The organism is Gimesia fumaroli (assembly GCF_007754425.1).
Classification (GTDB): domain Bacteria; phylum Planctomycetota; class Planctomycetia; order Planctomycetales; family Planctomycetaceae; genus Gimesia; species Gimesia fumaroli.
In genome coordinates this window covers 4,783,422-4,805,405 of the sequence record NZ_CP037452.1, presented here as the reverse complement: position 1 = coordinate 4,805,405, position 21,984 = coordinate 4,783,422, and the positions used below count along the sequence as shown (strand labels likewise).

Annotated in this window: 19 protein-coding genes; 12 read left to right on the top strand and 7 right to left on the bottom strand. The window is 50.3% G+C overall.

What is annotated here, in order from left to right:
• Positions 1–98: 98 nt before the first annotated feature.
• Together Enr17x_RS18095 and Enr17x_RS18090 are read left to right on the top strand one after the other, a co-directional pair.
• Positions 99–620, top strand: coding sequence for a sigma-70 family RNA polymerase sigma factor (locus Enr17x_RS18095; RefSeq protein WP_145311126.1), 522 nt, complete (start codon positions 99–101; stop codon positions 618–620).
• Positions 621–633: 13 nt separating this feature from the next.
• Positions 634–2,307, top strand: a complete 1,674-nt coding sequence (locus tag Enr17x_RS18090) for a LamG-like jellyroll fold domain-containing protein (protein ID WP_145311124.1) — start codon at positions 634–636, stop codon at positions 2,305–2,307.
• Positions 2,308–2,449: 142 nt separating this feature from the next.
• On the opposite strand, the gene Enr17x_RS18085 is transcribed toward Enr17x_RS18090, so the two are convergent.
• The 4 genes from Enr17x_RS18085 to Enr17x_RS18070 all read right to left on the bottom strand — a co-directional run bounded on the left by Enr17x_RS18085 (position 2,450) and on the right by Enr17x_RS18070 (position 7,449).
• Positions 2,450–2,788, bottom strand: a complete 339-nt coding sequence (locus Enr17x_RS18085; protein ID WP_145311122.1) for an HPF/RaiA family ribosome-associated protein — start codon at positions 2,786–2,788, stop codon at positions 2,450–2,452.
• A gap of 154 nt (positions 2,789–2,942) precedes the next feature.
• Complete coding sequence (locus Enr17x_RS18080) at positions 2,943–3,266, bottom strand: hypothetical protein (RefSeq protein ID WP_145311121.1); 324 nt, start codon at positions 3,264–3,266, stop codon at positions 2,943–2,945.
• A 42-nt stretch (positions 3,267–3,308) separates the two neighbouring features.
• Positions 3,309–5,909 carry a YbcC family protein gene (locus Enr17x_RS18075; protein WP_145311119.1) on the bottom strand — a complete coding sequence of 867 codons (2,601 nt, stop codon included), beginning with the start codon at positions 5,907–5,909 and terminating at the stop codon, positions 3,309–3,311.
• A gap of 61 nt (positions 5,910–5,970) precedes the next feature.
• Positions 5,971–7,449 carry a proton-conducting transporter transmembrane domain-containing protein gene (locus Enr17x_RS18070; protein ID WP_145311117.1) on the bottom strand — a complete coding sequence of 493 codons (1,479 nt, stop codon included), beginning with the start codon at positions 7,447–7,449 and terminating at the stop codon, positions 5,971–5,973.
• Positions 7,450–7,524: 75 nt separating this feature from the next.
• On the opposite strand from Enr17x_RS18070, the gene Enr17x_RS18065 reads away from it, so the two are divergent.
• Both Enr17x_RS18065 and Enr17x_RS18060 read left to right on the top strand, forming a co-directional pair.
• A protein-coding gene (locus tag Enr17x_RS18065; protein WP_390622553.1) for an IS5 family transposase occupies positions 7,525–8,354 on the top strand; the annotation gives its coding sequence in 2 pieces (ribosomal slippage) (positions 7,525–7,915 and positions 7,915–8,354; 831 coding nt in all).
• Between the two features lie 442 nt (positions 8,355–8,796).
• Positions 8,797–9,195: a helix-turn-helix transcriptional regulator gene (locus Enr17x_RS18060; protein ID WP_145311115.1), complete on the top strand. Its 399-nt coding sequence runs from the start codon at positions 8,797–8,799 to the stop codon at positions 9,193–9,195.
• A 38-nt stretch (positions 9,196–9,233) separates the two neighbouring features.
• Here Enr17x_RS18060 and Enr17x_RS18055 read toward each other — a convergent pair whose 3' ends face one another.
• Positions 9,234–10,637 (bottom strand): DUF1501 domain-containing protein, encoded by a 1,404-nt coding sequence (locus tag Enr17x_RS18055; protein WP_145311113.1) that lies wholly within the window; start codon positions 10,635–10,637, stop codon positions 9,234–9,236.
• Positions 10,638–11,194: 557 nt separating this feature from the next.
• Between Enr17x_RS18055 and Enr17x_RS18050 the strand changes: the two genes are divergently transcribed.
• The 3 genes from Enr17x_RS18050 to Enr17x_RS18040 all read left to right on the top strand — a co-directional run bounded on the left by Enr17x_RS18050 (position 11,195) and on the right by Enr17x_RS18040 (position 15,940).
• The gene (locus Enr17x_RS18050; protein WP_145311112.1) at positions 11,195–12,952 is read left to right on the top strand and encodes a hypothetical protein; all 1,758 of its coding nucleotides are present in this window, start codon (positions 11,195–11,197) and stop codon (positions 12,950–12,952) included.
• Between the two features lie 646 nt (positions 12,953–13,598).
• On the top strand, positions 13,599–14,198 hold the full coding sequence (locus tag Enr17x_RS18045; RefSeq protein WP_145311110.1) for a hypothetical protein: 600 nt from the start codon (positions 13,599–13,601) through the stop codon (positions 14,196–14,198).
• A 200-nt stretch (positions 14,199–14,398) separates the two neighbouring features.
• The gene (locus tag Enr17x_RS18040; RefSeq protein ID WP_145311108.1) at positions 14,399–15,940 is read left to right on the top strand and encodes a sulfatase family protein; all 1,542 of its coding nucleotides are present in this window, start codon (positions 14,399–14,401) and stop codon (positions 15,938–15,940) included.
• Between the two features lie 12 nt (positions 15,941–15,952).
• Here Enr17x_RS18040 and Enr17x_RS18035 read toward each other — a convergent pair whose 3' ends face one another.
• The gene (locus tag Enr17x_RS18035; RefSeq protein ID WP_145311106.1) at positions 15,953–16,669 is read right to left on the bottom strand and encodes a hypothetical protein; all 717 of its coding nucleotides are present in this window, start codon (positions 16,667–16,669) and stop codon (positions 15,953–15,955) included.
• Positions 16,670–16,944: 275 nt separating this feature from the next.
• Between Enr17x_RS18035 and Enr17x_RS18030 the strand changes: the two genes are divergently transcribed.
• The gene (locus Enr17x_RS18030; protein WP_145311104.1) at positions 16,945–17,379 is read left to right on the top strand and encodes a VOC family protein; all 435 of its coding nucleotides are present in this window, start codon (positions 16,945–16,947) and stop codon (positions 17,377–17,379) included.
• A gap of 67 nt (positions 17,380–17,446) precedes the next feature.
• Here Enr17x_RS18030 and Enr17x_RS18025 read toward each other — a convergent pair whose 3' ends face one another.
• Positions 17,447–18,925: an IS4 family transposase gene (locus Enr17x_RS18025; RefSeq protein WP_145311103.1), complete on the bottom strand. Its 1,479-nt coding sequence runs from the start codon at positions 18,923–18,925 to the stop codon at positions 17,447–17,449.
• 238 nt (positions 18,926–19,163) lie between these two features.
• Between Enr17x_RS18025 and Enr17x_RS18020 the strand changes: the two genes are divergently transcribed.
• From Enr17x_RS18020 to Enr17x_RS18005, 4 genes are all read left to right on the top strand, one after another.
• A complete protein-coding gene (locus Enr17x_RS18020) occupies positions 19,164–19,409 on the top strand; it encodes a LexA family protein (protein ID WP_145311101.1) in 246 nt (81 codons plus the stop codon).
• Positions 19,410–19,769: 360 nt separating this feature from the next.
• Complete coding sequence (locus Enr17x_RS18015; RefSeq protein WP_232100766.1) at positions 19,770–20,258, top strand: GNAT family N-acetyltransferase; 489 nt, start codon at positions 19,770–19,772, stop codon at positions 20,256–20,258.
• Between the two features lie 46 nt (positions 20,259–20,304).
• Positions 20,305–20,979, top strand: coding sequence for a hypothetical protein (locus Enr17x_RS18010; protein ID WP_145311097.1), 675 nt, complete (start codon positions 20,305–20,307; stop codon positions 20,977–20,979).
• Positions 20,980–21,188: 209 nt separating this feature from the next.
• Positions 21,189–21,674: a TIGR03067 domain-containing protein gene (locus tag Enr17x_RS18005; RefSeq protein ID WP_145311095.1), complete on the top strand. Its 486-nt coding sequence runs from the start codon at positions 21,189–21,191 to the stop codon at positions 21,672–21,674.
• Positions 21,675–21,984: the final 310 nt, after the last annotated feature.

Below are 21,984 nucleotides of genomic sequence, written 5' to 3'. Positions count from 1 at the left end.
GGAATTTGACCTCGCTCTGGAGAGTTAGTCTATATAGATGAGAACATGTCAATAAGGTCGAATCATTGCGCCAAAAAGTCCTTAATCAATGTGACTCGATGAATCTTTCCGGGAATCTGTTTGCCAGGTTTATGGTCACCTATGATCGTGAGCTGTTGCGATACATTATGATGCTCATCCCGCGCCGGGATGATGCAGAAGAAGTATTACAGCGAACGGCACTTGTGATGTGGGAAAAATTTGAGGAATTCGACCAGGACAGAGACTTCCTGCCTTGGGCAACCCGCTTCGCCTATTTTGAAGCACTTAATTTTCGCAAGGAATGTGCACGCAGCAGGCTGATGTTTAATGAAGAAATCATGTCTCTGCTGGCAGAGTCACGAAAAGAGCAAGAGTCATATTTGGGCCAACAACGTTCTGCACTGAAACTATGCCTCTCCGAACTTACCAGGGAAGATCGGAACATGTTGGAACGCAGATATTCAGATTCATCAACCATCAAGACACTTGCTGAAGAGCAAGGACGGACTGTCAAAGCGCTCTATCGACGATTAGACCGGGTTCGCAAATTAATTACAAAGTGCGTCGAACGCCGCGTTGCTGCTTTGGACAGGATATAAAGGACTTTATTCGATGTCGCTACCATTCCCTGAGGGGCAAAATTCTGAAAGTGACGTGGACCTGATTCGACGTTTACTTGATGGTCGGATATCAGAAGACGAACTGAGAACGATTGAGCAGCGTATTCAATCCGATATCGCGTTTCGGAATCGATATATTCAATTAGTGGATCTCGAATCTGCTTTCTATGAAGAATGCTCTGCTCCGGATTCGAGTTTGAGTTCCTCAACGATCATACAACTGAAAACTCTACAGAACACGACAAGACGTAACTCGATCATTGTTATGGTTCTCTGTGTGGTCTGCTTGTTGCTCGTCTTTTCCTTTTTATTACTGCCCTGGCAATCTGGTAACGTTTCCAGTGGGAAGAACCTTGCACAACCATCAAGGACGCAAACAAAAGTGCCAGATCGGGAAGAGACATTCAATGTCTGCCCTCTCCCTGAAATGAAACAGACTCCGGATATCGCCATTTTAACTTACGTTGATGGCATCGACTCTGATGAGTTTAAAGTCGGACGCTGCTTTAAAGCGGGGACGCTGAAAATTCCTCATGGGCGAATCCAACTCGAATTCTTCAGTGGTGCATTGATTACGATTGTTGGTCCGGCGGAGATCGAAATGATCTCAAAGTCGGCTGCCACATTGCATTCGGGACGAGCAACTGTGTTAATCCCCGAGTCAGCAATTGATTTTGTGATCAATGCGCCTGAGGCTGCTGTTGTTGATTTAGGGACCGAAATTGGAATTCAAATCGATAAAGACGGTCCTAGAGAAGCGAAACCGCTGACAAATAAACTGGCAGAAACTCCGCTGTCAGCAAACGAGGGGACTTCTATTGTCAGTAAACAACCAAAAGAGTCATCAGGCGATCCAAAGAAAATGGCGATACCAAACAAGTTGGAGTCGTCTACTCTTGCTCCGAACAGCGTCGAAACTCCCTCATTAGGATTACCAGTGAGGCAGGAGTATATCGACGCAGTTAAACAGTCGCGACCGCTGGTTTACTGGCGTTTTGAGGCGGAAGAGTTTGGCCAGGTTCGAAACGAAATGGGGCTGCAATGGACAGCCGACGTCATCCGAAATCACAATGAACCCGAATGTTTGCAAATTGCTGATGGATATGCTCAATTTCGATTGTCAGAAGCTCCGCGTATGATTATGCCGGCAGATCCCTTTCCAGAATTGAACGAGGGGCCCTTTTCGGTTGAGTTCTGGATCAGAGCAGACAAATTAGCGCATATGACTTGTGTGTCTGTCATTCAAGAAACAGATGCCGTTGGAATCCAACATCTCAATGTGATTGAGATCATGGCTAAAGAATACCTTGCTAATATGAAACATGAGATCGGCAACATCCGTTTTCTGCAAAGATTTCCCCCCAGTCCTGATTGGAAGTTCGGGACGAATCTCATCTCAAGAGAACACTGTGTTCCGGGACAATGGATGCAAGTTGTTGTCGTCAAGAAACATAATATGCTGGAACTGTATCTTAATGGATCGATTGCACGCCGCGTTTTTCATAACGTGGAAAGTGATTCCTCTGGCTACAAGCTATACCTCGGCCAGCTCAGGCTCGTGAATACGCTCAGGCAGTTCGTAGGTGGAATTGACGAATTCGCGCTTTACAAGCGTGCCTTAGGCCCGGAAGAAGTGCAGAATCATTTTCGCCTGATGTTCTGGTAATTTGTTTTGTTTCATAGATATTCAAAGCAGATCAGAAACGGGGACAAATATTTAATTTCGGCAACAGTAAAGAAGTATGTGATTAATCAGGAGAAACAGGCGGGGCAGGATTTCTGAGTACGAATAACCTGCCCCTGGTTTCTTATGTTTCTATCAAATCGGTATGCCGCGTGCGGTTGAATTTCTGCGAACGCGACCTGTAGCGGGAAAGGGTGCGAGCGGCTTTTTCTGCAATTTTGGAGATGCACACAGACAGGTCTTCGTGTTTCTGATTGACGATAAGATGACCGTTTCTGTGAATAATTCTGACGCGACATGCTTTGTCGATGCCTCCTCGAGGGCCATTCAAGTCGCTGACGCTGAACTCGATGGATGTGATCATCGACTGAAATCTTGACAGTGCATAGTCAAGGCGTCTCTGGCAAAGTTGTTTTAATTGATGAGTTAATAACTGATTTCGATCAGTAAAAGTGATTGTCATCAGACTCCTCCTTTTGGGTGATAATCAGAAATGACGATTTAACGATCAGAATATTTAAATTGTCAGACTGGACCTTTAGACTCATTGGCTTCGTTACTGTTATACGGATCAATAAATTTATTCGAAGATCTTGGTGTTTAAGATCCTTTGTGAGTTAGTATAAGCACTTCACTCGTGCAATAGAACGTGCTCTCTCTCGGGAGATCTCTCGTTGAGCGGTCTCGGCAATCTTGGCGAGGCACATGTCAATGTTCTCCCCTTTCTGGTGAAAGACAATTTGACCATCGCCATGATCGATCTGAACTCGATATACTTTTTTTAACTCTCCCTGGGGGTCTTTCAGGGCTTTGACATTCAGTTCCATGGAAAGCATCATGGGCTGGAAATGGGGCGCTAGAACATCATGCAAATAGCGCTTACAGAGTTGGATCAACTGTTGGCCTAATAATTGACTTTGATCGATAATTGTAATCTTCATTGTGTTTCTCCTGGTTTTGAATTTCAGTAAACAATTAGTTTGTTACAGGCGACTGTCACATGGTTGTGTCAGTTCAATCTTGTTCCAGTTCCCATCAGTGGAGTACTGAAACTGTTGTTGTTCATCCAGCGAAATCAGGTGCAACCAGCCGCCGGTGAATAGATTCGAGATGTCTTGATGTTTCGCAATAATCTTGTCGATGACATTTCGCGGCGCGGCGATCAGGACTTGTAAACGCAGTGGTTTGTGTTGAAAGTTCGCACCTGTATTCAGCGACTGCCAGGGGAGGCCCGTCATCAGGTCCCCGCCATTCCCGGATAGGATTCCGAAACCTCCGACAACATTATGCAACGTCTTGTTTCCGCTGCCGAAATGAGGATTGTCGACGGTAGATGCGTAATATTGCATATTGATCCAGTGGGCAACGATCATCGGAGCCGTCATGATATTCTCCAGAACGATCCCCTCCGGATCATTTTTGTGATCATAGCTGTGCAGGAACGTTCGCGCATCCAGGTTGATCTCCCGTGTATACTCTCGGGGGGCGATCACAAAAGCGGCGTTGCCTGCCAGTCCCCACTCGGGACGTACTTCAGACCAGTCAGCGGCGCGTCGCATCAGATCGGTCATTGTGGGCGCATTTATCTCGGGCATTCGCTCGACTCGGGAATTCTCAGAAGCAAGCTGAGATATTTCGATGAGCGTTTTCAAGTCCTGGTGGTGTGTCTCTGGAACTTGATCGCATTCGAAATAATCGATGCTGTCTGTCGTAGTGTTGTGTAAGCCTGCGATAAAGCAGGTGTCAGAGGGGATTGTGATTCCCCGGTGTTCAAGAGCACGCCGTACCGCAGCCTGATTCAGGATTTTCGCTGCGATTCGCGCATTCGGTTCGCCAGAGTGCCCCCCACAGGCGCCGCAGTCCAGTCCGGCTTTGAGAGGATTGTTTTCTGTTTGGCTGCCATGACCGCAGAAGACCACCAATCGAGCAAAGTGTTTCGTCAAACCCAGATTTTTTAACATCGATTCAGTTAAATCAGTCAGCTCTGATAATGTGATTCCCTGTTGATTCAAATCATTCAAGCTGGGTTCAAGCGCATCATCACTCTTACTGAATGCTGCCTGAGGATCGGCGCTGGAAGGCTGTGGTGTGGAACCAACGGACCGCTGCCAGAGTTTCAGTCCATAGAGTAAACCGGTCGTTTCCACAAACGGGAAGCAGCCCACGGCTGAAGTCCGCAGGTTTTTCCAGAGTTTTCGCATTGAGCTGGAAAGGCTGCGTTGCTTGACAAGTTGAGACTTCAAATCAGGCTCTGCAGCATGGAGATCTTCGTAGATTTTCATTTGCGGTTTCAGTAAGACGGGGACCTGGTGGTCTCCTGATTGGTCCCCCAGTCGCACGAATTCGATCGGCAGGCCAAAGAATCCCGCAAAACCGAATGTTTCAATGTGGGAAGAGACCGATTCCAGTTGCCGTCGAATTCGCTCTGATCGTACATCGATGCAGAAAACCATCTGTGCTGATTTTCGCTCTGTTTCGACGGATACGGGATGCGTTGGGGATTCAGAGTCTCTGATCGCAGTCTCAGTCTGAGCCGCGAGTCCTTGCAGCAGCTGATCTCGGAACGCGATTTCCGAAGCGCGTAACAGAGTATATCGTAAAAGTTCGTTGTCTTGTGTATCGGAGGGGAGTTTAAATGAAACGGGACGGTTTTTGGCATAGTTACCCCAGTTCACTTCGAATGCCCGCGCCTTTGAGAGTGCGGCATCGTATGCGAGACGCATCGCCAATAGACCCGCCAGGTCATTACACAATGGATCTTCGATTCCCGATTCTTCAGACTGATTTTTGACCCAGGCGCTCCAGCCGGGAATTGAAAAGGCCTGACACAGTAAGTAGGTTTCCCACAGCGCTGGTGGAACGTTCAAACTTTTCAATGAACTGATCATCGCGGCTTCAGGTGTATGCGGAAGCTGGGAGATATATCTGCACAAGCCGGTGAGTCCCTGGAATTCCAGATTTCGATCATAGACAGCCGCTGAACGCCAGGACTGGTACAAGGTCAGCTCTTTCCAGGGGCTGCCCCAGACTGCCTCGCCCTGGTCATAATGCATTGCACAATACTTAGAGATCTCATCACGGATCATTTCCGTCCAGTTTCTCTGAGAGTTTTGATCCAGCATCTCAGACAGAGTGCGAACGGGCCTGTCGTATTTCTGTTTCAACTCGTCAGGAGAATGGTCTTGTTCGTCCAGGCTTTGTAACAGTTCAACGATTTTTTCTGCAGAGGGAATTTGATGCGTGCGAATCTTGGTGCTCTCTAATTCTTCGACAGCAGTCTGGATCTGTTCAATCCCAAAGTGTCCCGAACGGAATTCTTCAGCATAGTATTTCAGGGGCATCAGGGTTTCGCAGTCTGAAAAGATTCGTAAATAATTTCGTGCGTTTAAGAAAGACCGTTCGGAAATCCCGTGATAGGGATTGATTGCCACATAATCTTTCAAAGGCGAAACAGGGGAAACTACCTGAGAAACGACCTTGAGAGCTTCGGAAATCTGTTCGATCAGATATCGTTGTCTGGAGGAAGTCCTGTTGATGAGATTGGGTAAAGGAAAGTAGGATGATTCGGATTTCATTTCTGACATTGTGTCACTCTTTCTAATAAATTTGTTTTTAAGGCAAGAAACAATGAGAGATGGAACTAGTTTATTCACGGTTCAGATTTCCGAAACGTTGCCTGAGCAACGCCTCAAGATAGAACCCGTTGAGGGCATGGATATAGAGTCTGTTGATCCATGCGGGTTGATGAGGTTGTGAGACCTTTCGATGTAGCAGAGCCAGGCTGATGAATCCAAGCACAATCAGGGTAGCCGCGGCCCAGGCTAGATCAGAAGTATTAGAAGTGCTCTGGTTCAGTCCCACAATTTTGTCGATCGCGACGAAACTGAGACTGTAGGCCAGGCAGAGTACCAGGGAGATGCCAGCGGTTCGAAGCAGCAGGGAACGATTGTTCGATTGTAAAGCCTGTCTCATCCAACCCAGCAGGGCGAGGCATAAAATAAACCCAAGTAGAATGCCACCTGGTTTTGTGAGCGGGTTGATACCGAAGAGCGCCAGGCTCGCGCAGTAAACCAGGACAATACAGGCACCGGTTATCAAGAGTTTGCTTGAGGAGACCTTCTCCTGGTGTTGGTTTGCCTGATTCCAACCTGACGCCTTGGTTTGATCGAGCACGCTACCACTATTCAGAAACGCATGCGCTTTGTAGAGCGAATGAGCCAGAATATGCAGCATGGCAGCGGAAAAAGCACCCAGGCCACATTGCAGCATCATGAAGCCCATCTGTGCAATGGTGGAATAGGCCAGATTCTTCTTGATGCTGGTTTGCGTCAGCATCACGGTGGCGGCAAAACAGGTTGTGACTGTTCCCACCACAGCCAGACCAGCCATGGCGGTGGGATTTAAGAAAAGCAGGGGGCTGGTACGGATCATGAGAAAGCCTCCCGCATTCACGATTCCCGCATGCATCAAAGCCGAGACGGGAGTTGGTGTATCCAGTGTTTGTGGCAACCAGGTATGGAAGGGGAATTGAGCGGATTTGGAGATGGCGCCGAGTACCAGTAGCGAGACCGCCCACATGATCCGGGGAGAATCGAATCCGGACTGGTACTTGATGGCTGCGAAGATCTCGGAAAAATTGAGAGTCTGAAATTCCTGGTAAATCAGGATCGTAGCACCGATCAAGGCAATATCACCAATCCGACTCACAGTGAATTTCGTCCATGCAGCCCGTTGAGCCGCGGGTCGATTTCTGTAAAATAGAAGCAGTTGATGAAGCCCTAAACTGGAGATCGCCCAGGCAAGGATGAACAGCAGCAAATTTCCCGAAATCACCATCAGGGAGACTGCTCCCACCGTAAAACCGGTCCAGCGGAAATAGTTGCCTTGTTCGGGTTCACCATCCAGGTATCGGATCGAAAAACGGCTGATGATCCAGCCAACAAAGCTGACCAGTGAGTACATCAAGCAAGAGGCACCGTCAAACATCACGAGGTTGAGATTGGCGAGTTTGACGGTTTCGGGTAGATTAACCAGACGAGCGTCAAAAAATACCTGTGAGGAGTAGAGCAGAACAAAGAGAGTCGCGAGCAGGCATTGAAAGCCTGTGACTAGAGGTAGTTTCAAAACCCAAAATTACGTGAACAGTTTGGTATAGTATTTGTAAGAGTACCTCCCCAGAAAGGAGGTCTCATTATGACCATGACCCGCGTGTCCCGACCTGCCACAGGTCGCAACATAACCGGGTCCAGGACGGAACCAAAACCACAACTCTCGGACGAGCAATGGCTTCTGATCAAAGATCTGTTTCCAGAACCACCGGCAAACGCAGCCGGAGGGCGGCCCAGAGTGGCTGCCCGCGAGTGCCTCGAAGGAATCCTTTGGGTATTAAGGACTGGTGCCCGATGGAAAGATTTACCAACATTTTTACCATCGCCCAGCACCTGCTGGCGTCGTTTCAAGGAATGGACCGAAGACGGTGTGTTCCTGGAAGCGTGGCAGCGATTACTCGAACACCTCGATCGCCGGAAGCTGGTAGTCTGGTCGGAAGCGTTCGGGGATGGCACATTTTGCCCTGCAAAAAAAGGGGCGCCGATGTCGGCAAGACAAAACGGGGAAAGGGAACCAAGCTTATGCTGCTGGTCGACGGGAACGGACTCCCTCTCGCTCTGGATCGTACCAGTGCCTCGCCGGCAGAGGTGAAGTTGATTGAGTCCCTGCTGGACCAGCGCATTTTGCCACGCGACCCTGATCGCCTGATTTATGATCGTGCGGCCGACAGCGATCCCCTGCGCACACAATTGGCGGAACGGAAGATAGAGCTGATCTGTCCGCATCGCAAGAACCGTGTAAAACCAGCGACGCAGGATGGGCGTGCATTGCGGCGATATCAACGCCGTTGGAAAGTCGAACGCACCATCAGTTGGTTGTTCAACTTTCGTCGCCTGGTAGTACGGTATGAAAGATACAGTCATTTGTTTTTAGGATTCGCACAACTCGCGTGCGTGTTCACCTTACTTAATAAGTTATGAAACCACTTCTAAGGTTGTCATTTGACAAAGTTGATTGACCCGCGTGTTCGCCGCTTTTCTAGGAATGAGCCCATATATCAGCAGAAGGCAAGCAGGAAGGATCAAGATCAAACCAATTGCACCAGACATTACATGCTCCTCAGTTCATTAAAAAAAAGTCGTGAAAAACAAAGCGCGTATTCATATTCGCGTATAATGATACGCGAAATAAATGTCGTCAATAGTTTTTCGTCATTTATTTTGAAATTCTTGAGGCAGCTTCCAGGAATGTACGCGGAATGCACCTGAATCGTAGCGTTTGAGAGGCGTAATTATTTTCGTGAATTTGATTTCATCTCAGGATCGGATACACTATAAAGGGCTAATATGCTCTTATGCTCTAAAATCAGTGATAGTAGGAAGTAAGGCACGTTCCTTACTTTTCGGAGTGGGTGATATTGCGATGAAAAAATCGTCAAAAAATAAACGCGGGAGTGGTTCCGGCAGAGTCAGAGACGGAAAACAGCAAGGGAAAGACGCGATGCGCGACGCGAAATCAGGAACAGCAGTGAGTCCTGCGACGGATTCCGGAAACCGTTGGACCTTCCTGACCAATCATGCACACGTTCTGATCGTGTTGCATCGCGAACCCTCGATTGTGTTGCGGGAAGTCGCTTTAAAAGTCGGCATAACAGAGCGCGCCGTCCAGCGGATCATCCAGGATCTGGAAGAAGAAGGATTCGTTAAACGAGAGAAAATAGGCCGTCGGAATCACTACGAAGTCCTGACGGATCAACCGTTACGGCATGCCATTGAAAAGCACAAATCGATTGGTGACCTGTTGAATCTGGTTTCGGAGTAAGTGCCTGGGGACTCTGAACTCTACTCATTCCAAGCCGGTTACCCAAACAACTCCATGATTGGCTTGCCCGTGGTTAAGGTGCGTAAGAGGCCCGTGGGGTCTTGTGGATTACTAATCGGGATATCCAGCGCGTGGTAGATTGTCGCTGCCAGTTCCTCGGGGCGGACGGGGTTGTGCGTGGGATATTGACCGTACTTGTTGGATTTACCGTACACGTTCCCCCCTTTAATGCCGGCTCCCGCCAGAATGGATGAGAAACAGCGCGGCCAGTGCTGACGACCCGGCGGGTCCTGCTTGAGTACGTTGGGGGTGCGGCCGAATTCGCCGGTGACCACAACCAGAGTATTGTCCAGCATGCCGCGATCCTTCAGGTCGGAGAGCAGGGCGGCCAGTGCCTGATCCAGACGAGGCAGGCAGAATCCCATGCCGTAAGAGCCGTTACCGAAGGCATTACCCATCCCCATGTTGCCGCCGTGCATGTCCCAACTGCTGCTCGGAGGGCCTTTCTTATCGTACTCTGCCTGTCCCGTCCAACCGTTGACCGTCACAAACCGGACGCCCGATTCCACCATCCGCCTTGCTAAAAGCAGATTCTGCCCCAAGGGGTGCATGCCATATTTTTCGCGGACTTTGACCGGCTCTTCCTCCATGTTAAACGCTCTGCGCCCTTCGGCGCGCGTCAACGCTTCATAGGTCTTTTCGCGCAGGTCAGACCAGTCTTTGACTGTCTGGTCTTTGTCCAGACGTTTGGATTCCAGGTGACGTAGTACCGATTTGCGTTGTTCGAGTCGCTGTTCGTCGTAGGGGGCATAAATTTCGGGCGGCTTAAAGTTTTTCATCGCGGGGTGATTGTTGGCCGAGCCGACAAATACGGGGGCAAATGCCGATCCCAGGTAGCCGCCAATTCCAATATTGGGCGCACAAAACACAGGCGGTCCCACGCATTTAATCAGCCAGGCATTCGAGACGAAGTTACGTTTACTCGGTCTCATTTTGGCGACGAAGGAACCGAGGTAAGGTTGCTCGTTCGCCATACCCTGCTGTACCCGTTTGTTTGACTGGCCGCTGAGCAGATTGTGCATCGCATCGAAGTGATTGCTGATCGCGCCCGGATGCGACATCGAATTGATGAGCGTGAACTCGTCGGTCAGCTTGGCCAACTCGGTATGCATCTCATTGATCCGCATACCCGGCACCTTGGTGGCGATCGGCATGTAAGGCCCACGATAGTCCAGCGGTGCCTCCGGTTTCATATCCCAGGTATCCAGGTGACTCGGCCCGCCACACAGCAGAATGAAGATACACGACTTCTCGGCCCGAACCGCCTTCCCCGAAGCGTCCACCTTGTCGCTGCCCATCACCACACCAGGCATGCCGAGACTGAGAGTACCCAGGCCGCTCGCAATGAGGGCCTGCCGTCGGTTCATTTCCAATTCGTTCATGCGCAATCTCACTGAAAATCGTATAAACCAAATTCGATGCGTGGATTATAACATTTTATACCGAGTTGCAACACAATTTTCCGTGATATCAGAGAGATCGCCATAATGGACTGAAAATGAGCTGATTTGAGTGTATTGGATAAAAAACAAACCGACCCCTGATCATCTTTGGGGCGAGCCTATGTGCTCGCCCGCCTGGTGGCAATCAACTCTATTCTTCTGTGGACGGGATCAGTTGAAGCGTTCGAATGTTGGCACAAATACCACCCTGTCCCTGCGGGCGGCTACATAGGGCCGCACCCTACTGCAACACGGGTTGGAATGGTCTCACTGAAATCGAACGAGCACGGTTGGGCAAGTCGAGCGTTGGTACACGGGAGTTTTATATTGTATTCAACGACGTTCCTGCGTTCCCAATTCTGATGGTCGATCAGAATTTTGTATAACAATTTAAACAATTTTGTTATAATGCGTTTTCAATAGAAGTGAACCTGTCTTTTTATCCCCTGTTCTTGGGGTCTTATATTTTTTATTTCATTTCTTGAGAGGAGGCTGATATGTCTGCGTCTGCTTCTCACCGCTCGGTCTTTAGTTACCTCTACAACCACAATCCGTTCTATGTTATTAGTGCGGTATTGATGTTGTTCGCCGTGCGGTCCGCTTACGGAACCATTGAGATCGGTTCCATCAACTGCTGGATCATGATGGGAGTGCTCGCCGGGTATACCCTGTTACTGGCGGGGATTGGCGTGCTGATTGTGCGTTGGGGCAAAGTCTGGGAAGATGCCCGGTCGATTCTGCTGATCCTGCTGCTGTTGTTTCTCGGGGTTTCGGTCAGTATGGATGATCTGTTTTCCCGGATCACCCCCCAAGAGGGAATGACCCTGATGATTGCCGGCTTTCTGTTTTCGGCGCTTGTATCTGAAGCCGTCCTATGGGGGACAGGTATCCGATTCGGGGCCCGTTATCGGATTCCCTATCATCTGTTTCTGGCGTTGTTTTATTTCGCGCCCTGGTGGTGTTCTCCTGAAATGCATCCACGTTCCGCTGCCTCACTGGAATGGACGCTGTTTCTGTTTCCTGTCGTCGCGTCTGTTCTGTTTTTGTGTCTGCTGCCCGCGATTCGAGGCGGCGTCAGTTATGTCAAAGGGAACGGCACGCCCTGGGGCTGGCCTCTGTTTCCCTGGATTGCCTTCGGCGTGATCGCCGCTTGTGTTGCCCTGCGCTCGTTTGCACTGTGCCTTACGTTTGGTCCTGCCGGGCCGATGTGGATTACATCGGGAAGCGGCCCCCGAATGATTTCGTTTGATACGTTGTGGGGCTTCTACTTTTTGATTCCACTTGGGTTCGTCTTACTCCTGTTGCTGCTGGAAGGAAGCCTGGTGACGGGGAATCAAAAGTTTCAAGCAGGCGTGATCCGCTTCTCTCCGTTGTTACTGTTGCTGGCAATGCCTGCAGCGACGGGGCGAGTCCACCTGGGTTTTCTTTTCAAAGTGACCGATGTCATCGGCTCGCCGATCTGGATCACGCTCTGGTTGCTGGTGGGCTTTTATCTCTGGGCTGCGGTGCGACGTGTGCCCGGCGCAGTTGGGGCAGGGATGGGCGCAATCGCACTCTTCGCGATCGTCGGCCCCCAGACACAGGGTTCGGGGTCTCTCATCGATCCCACACCCTGGCCGTTACTTCTGGATGGAGTTTTGCTGCTGGGATTGGGACTTCGCAAACGTTCCTCGGGAATCTGCACCGCGGGTATCGTCGCGGCGACGTTGGGAATCTGGCTTGTTATTCCAGAGACGATTCTGTTTGAATACCGTTTCACAGTCTGTTTTCATTTGTTGTGGATCACGGCACTGGTGCTGGGGCTGACGATGAAAGATGATTTCAGCCGGGTTTTGCAATGTGCGAGTGCGCTGTTGATTCCTCTGGTTTCGGTGGTTGTCATCTGGAGTACGCGTGCGGTCGAAATTCCGTTTCTCTGGCGACTGACGTATGTGGTTTCGTGGGCCGTCGGCTGTCTGTTGATCGCCCGCATCTGGTCCCTGCGCTGGTTCTGGTATTCCTTTACGGGTACGACGAGCATCTTAGTTTATACCAGTGCGGCGTACGGATTCCGGCTGGCGACCAAAGTCCTCAGCCCCGCAGCGGTGACCGCCTTTGTCTGGTCGGTGGCCGCTTTGTTGATCGCCTTCCTGATCAGCGCCCACAAAGCCCGCTGGCTGCCGGAGTATGCGTGGTTATTGCCCCGAAAAGAGACGCCGCCAGAAGCCGATTTGCTGCCGCCGATATCGGAGGAGACCTCTGGGGAAGAGGAGTGATGTAAATCCGACGTATTCTAATCAAGGGGGCAGGTCTGGATGATTTCAGGCCTGTCCTCTTTAGGTGTTCTCTACCAAGAAAAATCCGTAAAGTGGAAGGAAAAAAAGTGCGAGGATTCAAGCGTCGAACTCGGCATTTGAGGTACCTTGGGGCAGGCTGTGTTTTGGCAGGTATTGTGTCGTTTATGTGGACTCGCACACCATACAACGATTTCCGACCGTTGGGATACTTTCTTGATTTCATTTTCAGCATGACGGTCTTACTATTGTCTGCATTATATTGGGAATCGGTATGCCGCTTGACGCCTCGGTCTCACAAACTGGATGTTGCACTATTTGATTCAGCGATCCGTATCGTGGTTTTCTTTCTAGCAATAGGGTCGTATCGTATACTTTTACGGATTTACTCTTTCACTTTTTACAGGCTAAACTTGGATATAGTGTGGTGGCCTACTGTGTATGAAGCGATGGCCATTGGTATTGCAGCCGCGTTTCTGCTTCTCGTCCTGTTCGATTATGTACGCGCAAAGGTTATTAATCGAAAAAAGAGGCAGGTGGTTCCATCCAGTTTGGCATAAGGGCAGGTCTCAATGATTCTGAACCAGTTGTCATATGATCTTTCGCTTTGACTAGAATGTTCGTTTTGATGAGATCAAAAACAATCGTCCTGTTAGTCATCACTGTTGTCGTCGGAGTTGTCGGCTACTTTATTGGGGCATCAAAACCAGTCACGCCGCCAGTTCCCCAGTCTCAAGTGACGAACATAAACACGGGCACAAACTCAGACCCCGAACAGGCAGCCGAGCCTAAACAGCATCTTTCGGCATCGACAATCGACCTTCCTAAAGAGCTTGATCTGCGATCTCAAAACGGAATGGCGGTCTCCCTGGCTGAGACTGAGGATTCAACGGACGTCCTGTTTCTCTTCTACGGCGAAAAACATGTTTCCGGCGCTGTTCGCTTAACACGTATTCTCATGCGGTTTCCGTATCGCGGCGATGTTTACAGCACATCGACGGCCACAGCCATTTTTTATGACAATGCGCTGGTTCCAGATAAAAAAAATCTCGATTGTCTCAGTGGCTATATCGTGTTGGATCGTGATCAGTCGAAACTGGAAATCGATTTCGTAGTCAAAGATAAAACCGCCTGGCATCGTTTCGGCTGGAATGGAATTTGGAATCTCGATACCAAATCCTCCTTTGACGTCGATGAAATAATGCGTAATATGGATCTCGTCAAATAGCCGTAAATCCACTTCATAATTGCTAGCACAAGAACCATTCTTGAGTGTCTATTTACGAGAATTCAGTGCTTGAACCTGAGATTAATGATGCCAGAGTGATAGATCTATCTGTTCCAATCGGTCTGCTCACCGTGTAGTTTATAAATAGAACTTAGAAACGCATCCCGCCCTGCCAGAGAAGACCTGCTGAGGAAAATACCATGCGAATTATCTTACTGATCCTGATCTGTTGCTCGCCCCTGACGTCACTATCAGAGCTTTCCGCAGCGCCTGAGAAACCGAACCGGCCTAACGTGGTGATCATTCTCGCCGATGACATGGGCTATGGCGATGTGACCGCGCTCAATAGCAAGAGCCGGATTCCGACGCCGCATCTGGATCAGCTGGCGCGGCAGAGTCTGGTGTTTACTGATGCCCACGCCGCGGGTTCGTATTGTGTTCCCTCCCGCTACGGTTTGCTCACCGGTCGTTATATGTGGCGGACCCGGCTGGGGTCGGGGGGCAACCTCGCGAATTTTGCCGGCACACTGATTGAGCCGGGACGCAAGACGATCGCTGACTTGCTTGAAACAGCCGGCTATCAAACCGCGCTGGTCGGCAAATGGCATCAGGGGCTCGACTGGAAGCTGCACGACGAAAGTGAGCGGGAACAGATTCGCGTCGATCCTAATTACCAGAATTTCCAGAACATTGACTTTACTTCGCCCGCACTGAAGGGGCCGAAAGATTATGGGTTTGCCTACTCGTTCGGCACCGCCGGTTCCGCGGAGATGAACCCGGCGGCGTTCATTGAGAATAATCGGGTCACCGTGATTCCCACGCTCACTTCCGCGCAGGCAAAGAAAAAGCACGGCGAATGGTTTGGCCGGGATGACAATATCGTCGCCGAGGGTTATACGATGGACCGTCTCGTGCCGACGCTTTCAAACAAGGCCTGTGAATTCATCGAAACGGCGACTCGTACGCACCCCGATCAGCCGTTCTTTTTGTATTATGCGATGACGACGCCCCACAATCCGATTGTGCCCAACGAACCATTCATCGGCAAAAGCCGCGCCGGCACGTATGGCGATTTCGTCGTCGAACTCGATCACCACGTCGGCAGGCTGCTCAAGAAACTCGATGAACTCGGCATTGCAGAGGACACGCTGGTGATCTTCACCAGCGACAATGGCCCCGTCGATCGGACGAAGGGATATCGACAGCGCTGGGTCCGCGGCGATACACAAATTTATGGCCACGACAGCAACGGCCCCTGTACCGGCTGGAAGGGGGGCCTCGAAGAGGGGGGACACCGGGTGCCTTTTCTTGTTCGCTGGCCGGCGACGATCAAGGCGGGCGAACAGTGTTCGACTACGATTGTCTTCAACGATGTCCTGCCCACACTGGCAGAGCTGTTAAGCGTCAAGCTGGACGACAACACCGCAGAAGACGGGCAGAGTTTCTACAAGGCGTTAACTGGTGAAGCACGGCCCGTCTCGTTTCATGAAGCCATCGTGCACAATCACCACAACGGCACTTTCGCACTCCGCCAGGGACCTTTCAAACTGACAGTCCGCGGCCCGAAAACGATTGCTGAGGTTCTGGACGAAAATGTCCCGGTCACCTTCACGCTGTATGATCTGGATCAAGACATCGAAGAAACCACCGATGTTTCCGGTAAGCATCCACAGCAGATCAAAGAAATGCATGCCTTGCTCAAACAATACGTGAAAGAGGGGCGCAGCAACGGCGGGCGATGAGTCAGAATCGGCTTAAAACGGGATCTGTCGAATGCCGTATGCCAGTAGTATCGCCAGGAGTGAAACGCTGATGAAGAGCGAGATCATCAAACGCGTGGCATGCAGTTTCAGATAGTCTGCGATTTTTGCATCAATTACGTCGGCGAGATTCTGACGCAACATCAGTAAATCGATTGATGAGTTCGAACCCTCTGAGCTACAGGAGCGGATGATGACTCGAATCGTCGCCCAGACGAGCGTTCGCTGAATCTTCCCGGCAAACCAGAGCGCAAGGCGAGGGAGGGTTGCTGCCACTACTTTTTGTGAAAGCAGCACATCTCCTGCTGCGTTGAGCTTGTCTTCCAGTTCCGAGAGGGACATTCCATGCATCGACTGGGGTGCCGAAAAACGCCCTTCCGGCGATTCATCAGAGATTCCCAGAACGAGATCAAATAGTGCATCAAAGATACGTCGGCCAATGGCAGTCCGTTCTAAAAAACGGGAAACGGTCTTCGACATCGTAAATTGAAACGAAACGAACAATCCGAGAAGCATGACTAAAATGACATTGATTGAGAGAGCGAGGATCAGGCGAAGCAGGCTGTCTTCAGCGATAACGATCCAGAGAACAATCGCAGTGAGAAGAGGACCGTAGAGACACTCAATCGCAAACAGCGTCAGGGAGAAGGTGCGCAACGCATACTTGAACAGTCCTGCCACTCCTCGCAGGGAGTCGATAATCATTGACATGGTTAAGCTGTCCCGTCTAAGTAATCTATCTTTCACAATGCAGGGAAGTATAAGAAATATCTGTATGCTGAGAAATTTGACTAGATTGTTTATTCGTCCTGTCTCATAAATTATTGAGAGAGAAAATCACGACATTCCTCAAATTATATAGAAAACGAGAGCAGGAACTCCCTTTTTGCTATCGCTTCTTTCTACTCCTTGATGGCACAGCAAGTAAATGCTAGATTGATGCAGCAGGTTTTCATCTCCTTACAATCAAACAGCCGAGATCAACTATGCAGCTCGATCCTTTTCACCTTGCATTTCAAGTGCGTGACATTGCTGAAGCCCGGGCCTTTTATGGCGGTCTGCTTGGCTGTAGTGAAGGCCGCAGTGACGAGACCTGGGTGGACTTCAATTTTTTCGGGCATCAGGTGGTTTGTCACTTGAATCCGGCGATTGGTCCGGAAGGATCTGTGGCCGCACACGTCAATCCCGTTGATGGTCACGGCGTTCCCGTCCCGCATTTCGGCGTGGTCCTCACGATGGATCGCTGGCAGGCTCTGGCGGAAACATTACGTGAGAACGAAATTCAATTCGTAATCGAACCTTACATTCGCTTTAAGGGACAGCCGGGAGAGCAGGCCACGATGTTCTTTCTCGACCCCAGCGGCAACGCCCTCGAATTCAAAGCGTTTCGCGATGTGGAAAATCAATTGTTCGCGACGTGAGTTTACATATTATCGTATCGGGGTCTGCCCCGAATGGCACTGCCTGTTGTAGCGTAACAGTTTGCGTTCATACGATTGCCTTCCGTTGTTGATGGTAATGGCATCTGGGTTGCTTCAGTAGAGCCAGCACTTTGGTGCGGCGTTTATTGGCTCTGGGTTCTGTTCGGCCGGTGCGATGGCCTACCTGTTCGCTGCTGGGAACCTGTTGTCCGAGTGTAACCAACTCATCCGTGACCTTCGTGACGGCTCCCAACAACCAACTGGCAGCCAGCATCTGTTGCGTGGTGGCAAACGAGAGGGAACGCGGATCACGGTCTGTTGAGAGACTGCTTTGCAGCATTTTGAACCGAATCAGATTGTACGCCAGCAGGCACGACCAGAGTTCGGTGAGCACCATGTCCGGAGACTTCGCACGCAGAATATCCATCCCCAGCGAACACTTGATGCTGCGAATATCCAGTTCGATCAGCCAGCGGCTCTGATACACGGCGGCGATCCAGCGCGCCGGGTATGCTTTCCGATCTGTGATGCTGGTGGCAATCGTAAACGTTTTGGCGCGATACCCCGGCTGACTGATCTGCACATCGACCAGACGCAGAGTGAGCGTCAGCGGTTGTTGCCAGAATTCCTGACGGGGCATCCAGTCAGGACGTTGCAATGGTCGTGACCAGGTCACCAGTCGCTCCCGTTTGCTCAGCCGCCGTGCGTTCTGGGGATGATCGTCACGCAGGTGATGATTCTTCATCAAAACCTGCACGCCCCGCGCACGGCACGCACTCACCAGCCAGTACGTGCAGTAATACGAGTCTGCCACCAGGGTATCTCCCGGTCGGAGTGCATCGCGCATTTGCCAGAACAGGGCCGTTTCGCCACTGCCTTTTCCGCTGTAAGGCCCGCTCACTAGATCCACCAGCAGTCCGGTTGTCATCGAGATCAGAGAAACGCAGCGTAGAACGGGGAACCCGAGCCCCGGTTTCTGAGTCGGGTTCTGTGGATAGGCACGCTGATTCTTGGGAGTATCGGCGGCCGTGAGGGTGAAGCCATCAACCAGCAGAATGCGACCGCCGGTGCTCCGTGATTTCACATCAGCGATGCTGGAAGGACTGAGGCGTGCCGCCGACTGCTCTCTGGTCTGGACACGATTCTGATCACAGGCCGCTTCCGCATCAGCGGCAATTTGTTGGACAATGTCTCGAATGACGATAAACGGGATTTTGAGTCGCGCCCGACAATAAGCACTGGTATTCGTACTGCAAACCCGTCGGCCCAGCGCGGCACACAGGCTGGCAACACGGATCACGGCCGCTTTACAGCTGCGTTGCTCGCCGGAAAAGAAGACCTGAGAAATTAAGGCCCAGAGCGTGATTGCGGGTGTGTAAACGTCATCCTCGCCGGAACCAAAATTGATTTCGTGTTCATCAAAGGTTTGTTGCCAGCGCTGGTCATCAATCACATCAGATAGCGGAAGCGAAGCATTTTGCATCATCGAACGTTTGAAAAGAGAAAATGATGCTGCATTCGAATGGGAAGCTGATATAAATGGCATAGAACCTTCCTTGGTCAAATGTTTTACCCACACCAACCCAAGGAAGGTCTTGCCAGAACGCAGCATAATGCCAGGAAAGGTTTTGCCAAACACAATTTCCAGCGAACTGGCAAAAAATCAGAAAATTAAAACCGTGACTGCGTCACCCGGGAGTCGTTGCGCAAACACAAACTCAAAAAACAGCGGCAGTGCCATTCGGGTCTGCCCCCATTAACGCTCCTTTTTAAGAGACACGATCATGAAACGATTAACGGAAAAACAAAAGCGGATTCTGAGTTTCATCCGCGTCTTCCAGTTCAAAGCCGGCTGCGCGCCGACCGTAAGGGAAATTGGCCAGACATTTGGGATCAAATCGACAAACGGCGTCTCATGCCATCTCAAGGCAATCGAGGCGAAAGGCAGAATCAAACGGAATGAATTCATGCCTCGGGGCATCGAAGTTCTGGACAATCTCCGCATCCGCTTTTGTGGCGAAGTGCATTAGCAGGCACGAGGCCGATATCAGGGTCTGACTCCTATTCGCTTTCCAAAAGTGAATGAAATATGTCCTGCAAAAAGTAGGTTAGCCCTATGTGGCTACCCGTGATATCGATGTTGTTTGTGTTTTTGTGTACGACGTTTTTTCCGATTCCATTCTGGGGCGATCTAAAAATGAACGTCGCCAGGCGGGCAGGCACACAGGCACTGCCCCTACGGAAATAATTACTTCATCTCGTTTGACGAATTTGCTCGCGTTCCGAACTGTTTTCTGATGACTGATGTCATTAATACCAGAGACCCTCAGCGGCGAACTACCTTCCTGTACTGTTAGAAATGATTCCTATTCCCAAAAGGCATTACGACGATGAAGATCCGGCCGGCGGAGTTGTCTGATCTGGATGAGATGACCGCCATTTACAACGAAGCCATCTTAACGACAACGGCGACCTTTGATCTGGAGCCGAAAACGCGCGAGGAGCGGCTTGAGTGGTTCGAGAGTCATGACGAACGATTTCCGATCCTGGTGGCGGAAGTGGAGGGACGCATAGCGGGCTGGGCCTCTCTTTCCCGCTGGCGGCCCCGTCGGGCCTACGACCGTACGGCGGAAACGTCGTTTTATGTCAAAGCGGACCAGCGAGGAAAAGGGATCGGACGTCAGCTGAAGCAGTCGATTATCGAAGAAGCCCGCCGACTGGGTTTTCACACCCTCATCGCGGGCGTAGCAGAGGGAAGTGAGGCCAGCCTGCATTTAAATGAAAGTTTCGGCTTCGAGGTCGTGGGCACATTTAAGGAAGTCGGAAACAAATTCGGTAAAATGCTGGATGTGACCTATCTGCAGAAACTATTGGATTGAAGATGTCGAAGGCTGTCCCCTTTACGCTCATGAATGGAGAGTATCAATGAATCCAGGGAAAATTATGGTCGCATTCATCATTGTTTCCCTCATTCTTGCGTTGTATTTGTATCCACATCTTTGGTGGATCAGCATACTTCTCGCTGCATGGTTCCTCATGTTTCAAGTGATCGCGATCAGCAGGTGGAAACATAAGGGGCTGTTTTTTAAATATACGGATTACTTTTACTATTTGATCATCGGCGTCGTTCTCTTTGTTGGCTCACGTCATATTACAAGTGACATTATTGATTATGTTGATTCGATGATGGGTAAAGAGGTGATAGAGAAACGCTTAAAGGAAATAGATGCAGAAATACCGAAAGCCGAAGAGAGAGCTAAGGCAGCTCGCGAAGCGGTCAACAATATTAGCCAGGAGCAGTGGACGAGGGAGGCCGAAAGAAACTTCCCCCGGAGACCCGAGAAGCAGACCACGAAAATGGATGGAAGCAATAATGATATTATTGGTGGTCTGCTGATAGCAAAGCAGGAGTCTCAAAACGCTTTGGACAGTTTGAAAAAAGACAAACAATATCTGAAAGATAAAATTCGAATTCTTGAGAATAAAGATGCCATATTTTCATCATGGGAACATATTGTCATGGACTATTTAATAATACCAGTCTTGTTCCTCGCCGGAATTGCACTGAAGCTTGGGAAAACGACTGCTTCATTCGACTGACTGTCACGTTACTTGTTCTTTAATGTTTGATGATGATCGGGCGAGTGAATTGGGACATGACAATATTGGGTCTGCCCCATTCTCATCTACGCGTTCGTTGTCGTCGCTGTAAGAAAAAAAGTTGTCGTTGACTTACCGGTTGGTTATGATCGAGAGTCATGTCAAGTGTGGTAACTGCCTGTCGCAACTGTTTTACGTGGGGGAATCTCATGAGACGCGCTGATCTCGGATTGATGTTTGTCGGTGTTTTGGCACTGGTCTTGACGATGTCGGAAACGGCTTCCGCCGACGATGCCAAAAATGAAGAGGTGAGGAAGTATCATAAGCAGATCGAAGGAACGTGGCGGATCGTGACTCTTGTGATCAACGGTAACAAGTCTGCAGACGAGGATGCCAGAAAACTGACCGTTGTGAACGGGCCTGATGGGAAGTGGAGTCTGCGCTCCGAGGGGAACGAGATCGTCAGAGGCACCACTTCTATTGACCCTGCCAAAAATCCTAAAGCCATCGATATCAAACCGACCACAGGAGGGGACCAGGGGAAAAAATACCTGGGAATCTACGAACTGCAGGAGAACACTCGTAAGCTGTGCTTCGCCCCCGCCGGTACAAAGCGGCCTACCGAGTTCATGTCGACGCCCGACGATGGATCGATTCTGGTCGAATTCAAACGAGTCAAACCTAAGTCGGAGTAGGAACTTTCTTCTCGTTGAGTTGCTCCACTGTTGGATATGGGCAACTCGAAACAGCACCATTGAGCAAGCTATTTCTCGGACACATGGGTAACACTTTTAGGGAGGCTCACATGTCCCCTCGTGTTATTGACGTACGGATGGTTTTACTGGTTCCGTCGGGAGAATGATTTGGGTTCGTCATTCGCGAGGCGGGCCGACACATGGGTCGACCCCTACTTTGGAGTGGGATGTGTTTTAGTGGTATAGGGGCTCTGTGACCTCCTGCTGCCTGCCGCACTCACAAATTGCATTCGAGCCCCGCCCCGTTGAT